The sequence below is a fragment of the Actinocrinis sp. genome, assembly GCF_035605935.1.
Taxonomy (GTDB): domain Bacteria; phylum Actinomycetota; class Actinomycetes; order Streptomycetales; family Catenulisporaceae; genus Actinocrinis.
This window is the reverse complement of record NZ_DATNGK010000238.1, coordinates 1-10,165: the sequence shown is the minus strand read 5'-3', so window position 1 is coordinate 10,165 and position 10,165 is coordinate 1. Positions and strand designations below refer to the sequence as shown.

The window sequence follows — 10,165 nt, the reverse complement described above, 5'->3', positions numbered from 1 at the left end:
GCGATCGCCACGGCGTGCGCCACGCCGAACAATCGCAGGCCACCGCCGCGCGCCGAGGTGCCGGCCCGATCCGCCATGGCCCTTCCGCCTCTCATTCGCCGTGCCGTTCAAGCCACCGTGCCGGGTCCCCCTGTAGCCCCGCTGTCGGGCCGGTTTTTGTAAGAGTTCCGACAAGAAACCTACCCAAACGCACCGCACTGCGGGGCGTGAACTGCGCCACGTTCCGGTGAAAAGTCGCGCGAGGGCGCGCGGGACTGGCCTCAAGCGCCGTGGCTGATGGGGTTTGAGAGGCTGATCTACCTGTCGAAGGCGCTCGTCAGGGGCGGGCGAGCCCCCTGGCGATCACCCGGCGCTGGATCTGGTTGGTGCCCTCGACGATCTGCAGCACCTTCGCCTCACGCATATACCGCTCTACCGGGAAGTCGGCCGTATAGCCGTAGCCGCCGAGCACCTGTACCGCATCGATCGTGGTCTGCATCGCCGCGTCAGTGCAGAACAGCTTGGCCGCCGCGGCCTGCTGAGTGAACGGCAGCCCGCGGTCACGCAACCGGGCGGCGGCCAGGTAGCCGGCTCGGCCGACTTCGAGCCTGGTAGCCATGTCGGCGAGCAGGAACCCGACACCGTCGTGCTCGATGATCGGCTTGCCGAACTGGACCCGATCGCGCGCATAAGTCACCGCGGCGTCGAGCGCGGCCTGCGCCAAGCCGATCGCGCACGCGGCAATGCCGAGGCGTCCGGCGTCCAGGGCGTCCATCGCGATCGCGAAGCCCTGGCCCTCGGCGCCCAAGAGGCGCGTGGCCGCGACCCGCGCGCCCTCGAACCGCACCTGCGCGGTAGTGGATGAACGCAGTCCCATCTTGCGTTCCGGCGGCGCGGCGCTCAGGCCGGGGGTGTCCGCATCGGCGAGCAGCACGCTGATGCCGTGGGCACCGGCCTCGCCCGTACGCACCAGCACGGTGTAGAAGTCAGCCTCGCCACCATGAGTGATCCATGCCTTTGTGCCGTCGACGACGTACTCGTCGCCGTCCAGGGTCGCGCGGGTGATCAGGTGCGCTGCGTCGGAGCCGTGCGACGGCTCGGAAAGGCAGTAGGCGCCGAGCAAGTCGCCACCGATCATGTCCGGCAACCAGCGCTCCTTCTGCTGCTCGTCGCCGTAGTGGGCCAGCGCGTGGCAGGAGAGGGTGTGCACGGAGACGCCGATACCGACGGCCAGCCAGTGCCGGGCCAGTTCCTCGACCACCTGGAGGTAGACCTCGTACGGTTGCGCACCGCCGCCGTACTCTTCCGGATAAGGCAGGCCGAGCAGGCCGGAACGGCCTAGGACGCGGAAGATCTCACGCGGGAAATGGTGCGCCTCTTCATACTCGTTGACGCGGGGCGCGAGCTCCTTCTCGGCGAGCTCGGTGGTGAGTTCGAGGAGCGCTACGGCTTCCTCGGTGGGCAGCAGCGCTCGGCGCGCGGCGTCCATGACGGCCTCCGGCAGGGTGGTGGGAGGTCGGTGGCGCACGGCGCGATCTTGTGAACCTTTCCGGACGCGCCACCGGCGTGCCGGGATGGTATCCGGCACGCCGTCACTTTAGCGCTCGGTTCGGATCTTCGGCACGCGCAACGCGTGGCAGCTCCAGTGGGCCGCGCTGGCCAAGGCTGGTGCGGACGGCAGGCGCTTAGGAGGTGGTTGAGTTCGAGTCGCCGCCGCCGCTCTCGATCTTGGTGACGTCCGCGGTGACCGTGTTGGCCGGGATCGCGAAGCCCAGGCCGACCGAGCCGGAGCTGGACGAGGCACCGGAGGAGGAGTAGATCGCCGAGTTCATGCCGATCACCTGGCCCGAGGAGTTCAGCAGCGGGCCACCGGAGTTGCCGGGGTTGATCGAGGCGTCGGTCTGGATGGCGTTGTAGGTGACCGTGGTGGTCGAGCCGAAGCCGCGCCAGCCGAAGCCCGGGAAGCCGCCGCCGTTGTCGGTGGACTCGGTGATTGACACCTTGCGGTTGAGCGCGGAGACGATGCCGCTGGTGACGGTGTTCTGCAGCTGGTCGGGTGAGCCGATGGCGACGGTCTCGTCGCCGACCTGGACCTTCGAGGAGTCGGCGAAGGTCACCGGGGTCAGCCCGGAAACGCCCTCGGCCTGGATGACCGCGATGTCGTCGGCGGCGATGTACCCGATCACCTTCGCGTTGTAGGTCTTGCCGTTATAGAGGGTGACGCTCAACTGCCCGCCGTTGGCAACGTAGTCGGCGATGACATGGTCATTGGTGACGATCTTCCCGTCGGACGAGATGACCATTCCGGAGCCGACCCCGGAGGCCGCTTGGGTTGTCTCGTTGACCTGCACCACGCTGGGCAGGACGGCGGCGGCCACCTTGCCGACGTTGGTGGTGGCGGTCGAGGCGTTCGCGCCGGTGATCGAGGTGACCACGCTGGCGGAGGTGCCGTTGTGCGAGCCGAAGTAGGCGCCCGCCACCCCGCCGACCCCGGCGGAGGCGATGACGAAGGCGGCGACGACGCCGAGGCCGAACTTCATCGGCGAGCGGCGGCGTGGCTCGGCCGCGTGACCGGGTCCTGGCGGTGAACCGGGGCCTGGGCCGAACGGACCTATCGGCGCGGTTGGCTCCGGCTGACCGTATGGCGGTGGGGATGACTGACCGGCGCCGCGCCAGGCGTACTCACCTTCACCGGCCTGGAGCGTGCTCGAAGCCGCCCATTGCGGCTGGGACTGCTGCGGCGCCTGCGGGTACGACTGCTGCGCTTGGTGGTTGGGCTGCGCAGTGCGCGGGTCGTGCTGCGTCTCGGTCATGCTTCGACAGTGCCCGCGTTCCTTGAAAGACATCTGAGACTACGGTCAGACCATCTCAAGAATGCAGCCGCGAATTCGTTAAGCCGGACCGCTGCTTCGCCTGCGCCCGCCCGGCGATACTGCTTACACCCGGCCTAGATCCAACCGCCGAGCGCGCGGACTCAACCGTCCGGCGCACGATATCCACAGTTCCGGGAAACCCGCCGGGCGAGCCGCCACCCCGGAGTGATCGTCACCGTAGTATCAGCCCCGACAGGCAGGGCGTTTCGGGGTGACGTCCGTGCCCGGTTCGGTTCAGCCGGATCCGGCACGGGTAGACGGCCCCGGCGGACTGGCGGGCCGAAAGGGCGGTACAGCGTCGTATGGACAGCTTGATCGAGAGCGGAGATCTGAGCGGGCGCGACGAGCCCCGCGGCGGCGGGCCGGACCTGGCCGCGCTGATCCGCGCGCGCACCGGCGAGGGCCACGACCTGCAGGCGCGGATGCTCAATCCGCAGCTGCCGCGGATGCTGCACGCCATCGGTTTCGACCGGACCTATGTGCGCGCGCAGGGCGCTTACTTCTACGACGATCAGGGCAACGACTACCTCGACTTCCTCTCCGGCTTCGGGGTCTTCGCGGCCGGCCGCAACCACCCCGCGATCCGGGCCGCGCTGCACCAGGTGCTCGACGCGGATCTGGCCGACCTGGTCCAGTTCGACTCGCCACTGCTGGCCGGACTGCTCGCGGAGAAGCTGCTGGCGTACGCGCCACACCTGGATCGGGTGTACTTCGGCAACAGCGGGACCGAGGCGGTAGAGGCGGCGCTCAAGTTCGCCCGCTACGCCACCGGCCGCAGCCGCATTCTGTACGTCGACCACGCCTTCCACGGCCTGACCACCGGATCGCTCTCGGTCAACGGCGCCGATGAGTTCCGTCGCGGCTTCGACCCGCTGCTGCCGGACACCCCGCTGCCGCTCGGCGACCTGGACGCGCTGGAGCGCGAACTGGCCCGCGGCGACGTGGCCGCGCTGCTGCTCGAACCGATCCAGGGCAAGGGCGTGAACATCCCGCAGCCCGGTTTCCTGAAGGCGGCTCAGGAGCGGCTGCGCGCCCACGGCGCACTGCTGATCTGCGACGAGGTGCAGACCGGCGTCGGGCGCACCGGCAAGTTCTTCGCCTACGAACACGAAGAGGGCGTCGAACCGGACATCGTGACCGTGGCCAAGGCGCTGTCCGGCGGCTTCGTGCCGGTCGGCGCGACCCTGGCGAAGGGCTGGATCTTCGAGAAGGTCTACTCCTCGATGGACCGCGTGCTGGTGCACGACTCGACCTTTGGCTCCAACGCGATGGCGATGGCCGCGGGGCTGGCCGCGCTCCAGGTGGTCGAGGACGAGAAGTTGGTGCAGAACGCGGAGCGGATAGGCGAGCTGCTCAAGTCCCGGCTGGCCGAGCGGATGGAACGCTACGAGCTGCTCAGCGACGTGCGCGGGCGCGGTCTGATGATCGGGTTCGAGTTCGGCAAGCCCTCCTCGCTCAAGCTCAAGGCCGGCTGGAACACCCTGCAGGCGGCCAGGCACGGCCTGTTCGCGCAGATGGTCGTCGTGCCGCTGTTCCAGCGGCACCGGATCCTGACTCAGGTGGCCGGCGACCACATGGACGTCATCAAGCTGCTGCCGCCGCTGAACATCACCGAGACCGAGGTGGACCGCTTCATCGAGGCCTTCGACGACGTGATGCGGGACGCGCACCGGGGCACCGGCCTGATGTGGGACTTCGGCCGGACCCTGGTCAAGCAGGCGATGCAGCGGCGGTGAGCGAGGAAACGACGGCGGCGGGCGACGACGAGGCAGTCGAGGCGCGGGCCGCGGTAGACGAGACGGTGGTCGAGGGCGGCGCTGCGGCGCCCGCCCCGGCGGGTATGCCTGAAGGCGTGCCGGACGAGGTTGTCAGTCCGGACCGAGCGGTGATCGCGGCGAAGGAGCAGGCGGAGAATTTCCCGGTCGCGCTGCGCTTCCTCCCCCGCAGCGTGCGCGGCGAGCTGGCCGCGTTCTACACGTTCGCCCGGTACGTCGATGACCTCGGCGACGAGTTCGCAGGCGACCGGATCGCGGCGCTCAAAGACGTGGACGCGGACCTTGACCGGCTGGCCTCCGGCGGCACTCCCATGCTGGAGCCGGTGCGCGGTCTGCTGCAGATGGTCGGCGACGGCCGTGTGCCCATCGAGCCGTTCCACGACCTGGTCGCGGCGAATCTGATGGATCAGCACAAGCTGCGGTACGCCACGTTCGCCGAGCTGGTGCACTACTGCAAACTGTCGGCGAACCCGGTCGGGCGCGTGGTGCTGTATCTGGCCGGGCAGGCCACGGATCAGAACATCGCCGACTCCGACGCGGTATGCACCGGGCTCCAGGTGATCGAGCATCTGCAGGACGTGGCCGAGGACTACCAGGCCGGACGCATTTACCTGCCCCGGGAGGACCTGACCGCGTTCGGGGTGATCGAGACCGCACTCACCGAGCAGCGCGCCGACGAGGACGTAAAGGCCCTGCTGCGCTGGGAGGCGGGCCGGGCCGCGGTGATGCTCAGCCGCGGCGTGCCGCTGACCCGGCGGCTGCGCGGTTGGGCCAAGCCCGCGGTGATCGGCTATGTGGCCGGCGGCCGGGCGACCCTCGCCGCGCTACGCCGCTGCGACTACGACGTACTGGCCGCCACGCCCAAGCCCACCACCGGCGCGACACTGCGCGCGGCGGCCGGTGTGCTTCTGGGCCGACGACGCTGACCTCGGATTAGGTTGATCACGTGCAGACCAGCGATGAGAACCGGCCCCCGGCGGCCGCAGCCCCCCAGCCCGCAGACCTAGCCGCGGCGTACGCGGAGTGCGAACGCATCGTCGGCGTGGAGGCACGCAACTTCTCCTACGGCATCAGGTTGCTGCCGCGCCCCAAGCGCCAAGCCCTGTCCGCCGTCTACGCGTTCGCCCGCCGGGTGGACGACATCGGTGACGGTGACCTGCCGATCGCGGAGAAGACGGTCGCCCTCGACCATGCCCGCAAGCAGGCCGCCGCGCCCGGCGACTTCCCGGACGACCCGGTACTCGTGGCGCTCGCCGACTCGGCCGCGCGCTACCCGCTCGACCTCGGCGCGTTCGGCGAGCTGATCGACGGCTGCGAGATGGACCAGCGCGGCACGGCGTACCGCACCTGGGACGACCTCGCGGTGTACTGCCGCTGCGTGGCCGGATCGATCGGGCGGCTCTCGCTCGGCGTGTTCGATCCACCCTCGCTGCGCACCGAGCCTTCGGTGCCCAACGCGCTCGCCGACACGCTCGGGCTGGCGCTGCAGCTCACCAACATCCTGCGCGACCTGCGCGAGGATCTGACGAACGGTCGGATCTACCTCCCGCAGGAGGATCTCGCGGCGCACGGCTGCACGTTGGTGCTGAACCCCGAGGGGAATCTCGATCCGCAGGGCGGCAAACTGGCCGGGCTGATCCGGGCGGAGGCGGACCGCGCCGAGAAGCTGTACGCCGAGGGACTTGGCCTGCTGTCGCTGTTGGATCGGCGCTCACGCGCGTGTTGCGGCGCGCTGTCCGGGATCTATCACGCGCTGCTGCGCCGGATCGCGGCTGAACCTGAGGCGGTCCTGTCCACCCGGGTCTCGGTGCCGACACCGCAAAAGCTCTCCGTCGCGCTCGGCGCCCTGCTGCTCCCGGCGCCCCGCTCATGAACGCCGACCCGAGCGAACCAGGCGGCGGCCAACGCGCGGTCGTCGTCGGCGGCGGGCTGGCCGGGATCACCACGGCGCTCGTGCTCGCCGAACGAGGCTGGAGCGTGACGCTCGTCGAGGCGCGCCCTCGGCTCGGCGGCCGGGCCACCTCGTACCGGCGCGGCGAGCTGATCGTCGACAACGGCCAGCACGTCTTCCTGCGCTGCTGCACCGCCTACCGAGGGCTGCTCGACCGGCTCGGCGCCGGGCCGGACACCGGCCTGACGCACCTTCAGGACCAGCTCGACATCCCGCTGAAGTCGGCGTCTGACGCGAAGACCGCGCGACTGCGGCGTACCGCACTGCCCGCGCCGCTGCACCTGGCCGTCGCGCTCGGCGGCTACGGACTGCTGCCGCTGCGCGATCGCGCGAAGCTGGGCGGCCCGGCGTTCGCGCTGCGCCGCACCGATCCGGCGAGCCTCGATGTGGACGAGCAGGGCTTCGGGCACTTCCTGCGGCAGAAGGGCCAGTCTCAGGCGGCGATCGACCGGCTGTGGTCGGTCATCTCGACCGCGACGCTGAACATCGCGCCTGACGACGCCTCACTCGCGTTGGCCGCGAAGGTGTTCCGCACCGGGCTGCTGGAGACGAACGACGGCGCGGACCTCGGCTATGCGATGGTCCCGCTCGGCCGGATTCACGACGAGCTGGCCCGAAAGGCACTGGCCGCGGCAGGCGTGACCGTCCTGGACTCGACCAAGGCCGAACCGCTGGCGGATGGCGCCCGATCGATCACCATCGTCGACCGATCGGGTCAGCGCAGTGACCTGGCCGCGGACGCGATCGTGCTCGCGGTGCCGCACGACGTGGCCGCGACGCTGCTGCCCGCACCGCACCACCCGACCGCGTTCGGGAAGCTGGGCCACAGCCCGATCCTCAACATCCACTTGCGTTACGACCGGCCCGTCCTGGACGGTCCGTTCCTCGCCGCGGTCGACACCCCGGCCCAGTGGATCTTCGATCGCACCGCCGCCAGTGGCCTCGACGGCCCGCCTGGGCGCTACCTCGCGGTGACGGTCTCCGCTGCCGATGCCCTGGCCGAAACCCCGACGCGCGAGCTGGCCGTGCTGTTCGAGGCCGAGCTGGCGCGGCTGCTGCCCAAGACGAAGGACGCGCGCCTGGAAGAGGTGTTCGTGACCCGGGAGCAGCACGCGACGTTCCGTCAGGAGCGCGGTTCGGCGCCGCTGCGGCCGGGCCCGGCGACCAGCATGCCAGGGGTTTACCTTGCGGGCGCGTGGACCGCCACCGGCTGGCCGGACACCATGGAAAGTGCGGTGCGCAGCGGAATCAATGCTGCAAGACTGGTAGTTGATCACACGACGGGAGAGGGCTGATGCACCGACAGGCGCCGGATATTCTCGCCGCGATGAAAGCACTCGTCGACCCGGTGCTACAGCGGCACGTCGACGGGCTGCACCCGCTGATGCGCGAGATCTCCCGATTCCACTTCGGCTGGGACACCAAGGGCGGCTCGGGCAAGTCGCTGCGCCCGGCTTTGGCCGTGCTCGGCGCCCAGGCGGTCGGCGCGAACGGCGACGAGCCCGAGGTGCTCGACGCGGCCTGCGCGGTCGAGCTGATCCACAACTTCTCCCTGGTGCACGACGACATCATGGACGAGGACCGCACCCGGCATCACCGGCCGACCGCGTGGACCGTCTACGGCGTGAACCAGTCGCTGCTGGCCGGCTGCGCGCTGCACACCCTGGCCTTCGAGGTGCTGGCCAGGCGCGGCGCGGTGGCGGCTCAGGAGGCGCTCACCGCGTCGGTGCAGGTGCTGATCGCCGGGCAGTCGGACGACCTGTACCTGGCGGACCGTCAGGACGCCACGCTCGAGCAGTGCATCGCGATGGAGGCCGGGAAGACCGCCTCGCTGCTGTCCGCCTCCGCCTCGCTCGGCGCGATCGCCTGGTACGGCGCGCGCGGCGAACTGATCCCGGGTGAATCGGCACAGGGTTCCGAGGCGGCGGCGCGTACTGCGCTGCTGGCCGAGTACGGCCATCACGTCGGTATGGCATTCCAGCTGGTCGACGACATGCTCGGCATCTGGGGCGACGAGGGGCGCACCGGCAAGCCGGTGGCGGCGGACCTACGTGCCCGCAAGCGCTCCGCGCCGGTGGTCGCCGCGCTCACCTCCGGCACCCGCGAGGGCGAGCGGCTGGCCGCGCTGATGGCGACGCCGGGCGAGCTGCCGGAGGAGGATGTCGCGCTCGCCGCCAAGCTCGTGGAGGAGTCCGGCGGCCGCGCCTGGTGCCAAGAGCGCGCCGACCTGCACACCAACGAGGCGCTTACCCGGCTCGACCGCTTGGCGGCGCGGCCTGAGACCTTCGGCGATCTCACCGAGGTGACCAGGTTTCTGCTGCGGCGGGAGTGGTAGGGGCGGGCACGAGGAGGACCTGGAGATGACGGCAATCGCGGATCGGCCCACCCCCACGGGCGCCGAGTCCGGACAGCTGGCGGCGGTGCGGCGCGCGAGCGAGCGGGCGCGCGGGCATCTGCTCGGCTTGCAGGACCCGGCCGGCTGGTGGAAGGGCGAGCTGGCGACCAACGTCACCATGGACGCCGAGGATCTGCTGCTGCGTGAGTTCCTCGGCATCCGTCAGGCGGCCGAGAGCTGGGCCGCGGCCCGGTGGATCCGCTCGCAGCAACGGGAGGATGGCACCTGGGGCACGTTCCACGGCGGTCCGCCCGAGCTGTCCACGACCGTGGAGGCGTACGTCGCACTCAAGTTGTGCGGCGACGATCCGGACGCGCCGCACATGAAGCTCGCGGTGGACTGGATCCAGGCGAACGGCGGCGTCGAGCGCGCACGGGTGTTCACGCGGATCTGGCTGGCACTGTTCGGCCTGTGGGACTGGGAACGGCTTCCGGTGATGCCGCCGGAGCTGATCTACCTGCCGCCGCAGGTGCCGCTGAACATCTACGACTGGGGCTGCTGGGCACGCCAGACCGTGGTGCCGCTCACCGTGGTCTCACACTTCCGGCCCAGCCGTCCGCTGCCTTTCGGAATCGACGAACTGCGCACCGGCGCCGGCGATCCGCCGCTGGCCTCCGCGCTGAGCACCGCAGGCTTCTTCCAGCGCGCGGACAAGGTGCTGCACCGCTATGAGCGGCTGCGGCACAAGCCGATGCGCAAGGCCGCGCTCAAGCGGGCGGTCGAGTGGATCGTGGCGCGGCAGGAGGCCGACGGCTGCTGGGGCGGCATCCAGCCGCCGTGGGTGTACTCGATCATGGCGCTGCACCTCATGGGCTATGCACTTGACCACCCGGTGATCCAGGCCGGACTCGAGGGCCTGGAAGGCTTCCTGGTTTGGGAGGAGACACCTGAGGGCCCGGTGCGGCGGCTTGAGGCGTGCCAGTCCCCGGTGTGGGACACCGCGCTGGCGGTGGTGGCGCTGACCGACGCCGGCGTTCCCAGCGATGATCCGGCGGTGGTCAGGGCGGCCGACTGGCTGCTGAACGAGGAGATCACGGTGCGCGGCGACTGGGCCGTGCGCCGCCCGGACCTGGCCCCCGGCGGCTGGGCGTTCGAGTTCGAGAACGACAACTACCCCGACGTCGACGACACCGCCGAGGTGGTGATCGCGCTGCGCAGGGTCGACCACCCCGATCGCGCGCGCGTGGACGCG

The 10,165-nt window shown here is 70.3% G+C and carries 7 protein-coding genes and 1 pseudogene; 6 read left to right on the top strand and 2 right to left on the bottom strand.

The annotated features are described in order from the left end of the window. Positions 1-316: 316 nt before the first annotated feature. Both VN779_RS19120 and VN779_RS19115 read right to left on the bottom strand, forming a co-directional pair. Positions 317-1,468 carry an acyl-CoA dehydrogenase family protein gene (locus tag VN779_RS19120; RefSeq protein WP_349260853.1) on the bottom strand — a complete coding sequence of 384 codons (1,152 nt, stop codon included), beginning with the start codon at positions 1,466-1,468 and terminating at the stop codon, positions 317-319. Positions 1,469-1,664: 196 nt separating this feature from the next. Next, the gene (locus VN779_RS19115) at positions 1,665-2,792 is read right to left on the bottom strand and encodes a S1C family serine protease (protein WP_325725247.1); all 1,128 of its coding nucleotides are present in this window, start codon (positions 2,790-2,792) and stop codon (positions 1,665-1,667) included. A gap of 362 nt (positions 2,793-3,154) precedes the next feature. Here VN779_RS19115 and VN779_RS19110 point away from each other — a divergent pair, with 362 nt between their 5' ends. From VN779_RS19110 to VN779_RS19085, 6 genes and pseudogenes are all read left to right on the top strand, one after another. Beyond that, positions 3,155-4,588 carry an aspartate aminotransferase family protein gene (locus VN779_RS19110; protein ID WP_325725245.1) on the top strand — a complete coding sequence of 478 codons (1,434 nt, stop codon included), beginning with the start codon at positions 3,155-3,157 and terminating at the stop codon, positions 4,586-4,588. Then, positions 4,585-5,553, top strand: a complete 969-nt coding sequence (hpnC, locus tag VN779_RS19105) for a squalene synthase HpnC (protein WP_325725243.1) — start codon at positions 4,585-4,587, stop codon at positions 5,551-5,553. Before VN779_RS19110 ends, hpnC begins: the two co-directional genes overlap by 4 nt. 20 nt (positions 5,554-5,573) lie before the next feature. After that, positions 5,574-6,500: a squalene/phytoene synthase family protein gene (locus VN779_RS19100; protein WP_325725241.1), complete on the top strand. Its 927-nt coding sequence runs from the start codon at positions 5,574-5,576 to the stop codon at positions 6,498-6,500. After that, complete coding sequence (gene hpnE / locus VN779_RS19095; RefSeq protein WP_325725237.1) at positions 6,497-7,873, top strand: hydroxysqualene dehydroxylase HpnE; 1,377 nt, start codon at positions 6,497-6,499, stop codon at positions 7,871-7,873. The genes VN779_RS19100 and hpnE overlap by 4 nt, the downstream gene beginning before the upstream one ends. Positions 7,874-7,905: 32 nt before the next feature. Further along, the gene (locus VN779_RS19090; RefSeq protein WP_325725235.1) at positions 7,906-8,913 is read left to right on the top strand and encodes a polyprenyl synthetase family protein; all 1,008 of its coding nucleotides are present in this window, start codon (positions 7,906-7,908) and stop codon (positions 8,911-8,913) included. Between the two features lie 25 nt (positions 8,914-8,938). Continuing rightward, positions 8,939-10,165, top strand: a pseudogene (locus VN779_RS19085) (prenyltransferase/squalene oxidase repeat-containing protein); the annotation flags it as partial.

Bases quoted from the DNA above. Each gene is read 5' to 3' on its own strand.
- VN779_RS19120 (WP_349260853.1), bottom strand. From the start codon at position 1,468: ATGGACGCCGCGCGCCGAGCGCTGCTGCCCACCGAGGAAGCCGTAGCG.
- VN779_RS19115 (WP_325725247.1), bottom strand. From the start codon at position 2,792: ATGACCGAGACGCAGCACGACCCGCGCACTGCGCAGCCCAACCACCAA.
- VN779_RS19110 (WP_325725245.1), top strand. From the start codon at position 3,155: ATGGACAGCTTGATCGAGAGCGGAGATCTGAGCGGGCGCGACGAGCCC.
- hpnE (WP_325725237.1), top strand. From the start codon at position 6,497: ATGAACGCCGACCCGAGCGAACCAGGCGGCGGCCAACGCGCGGTCGTC.
- VN779_RS19090 (WP_325725235.1), top strand. From the start codon at position 7,906: ATGAAAGCACTCGTCGACCCGGTGCTACAGCGGCACGTCGACGGGCTG.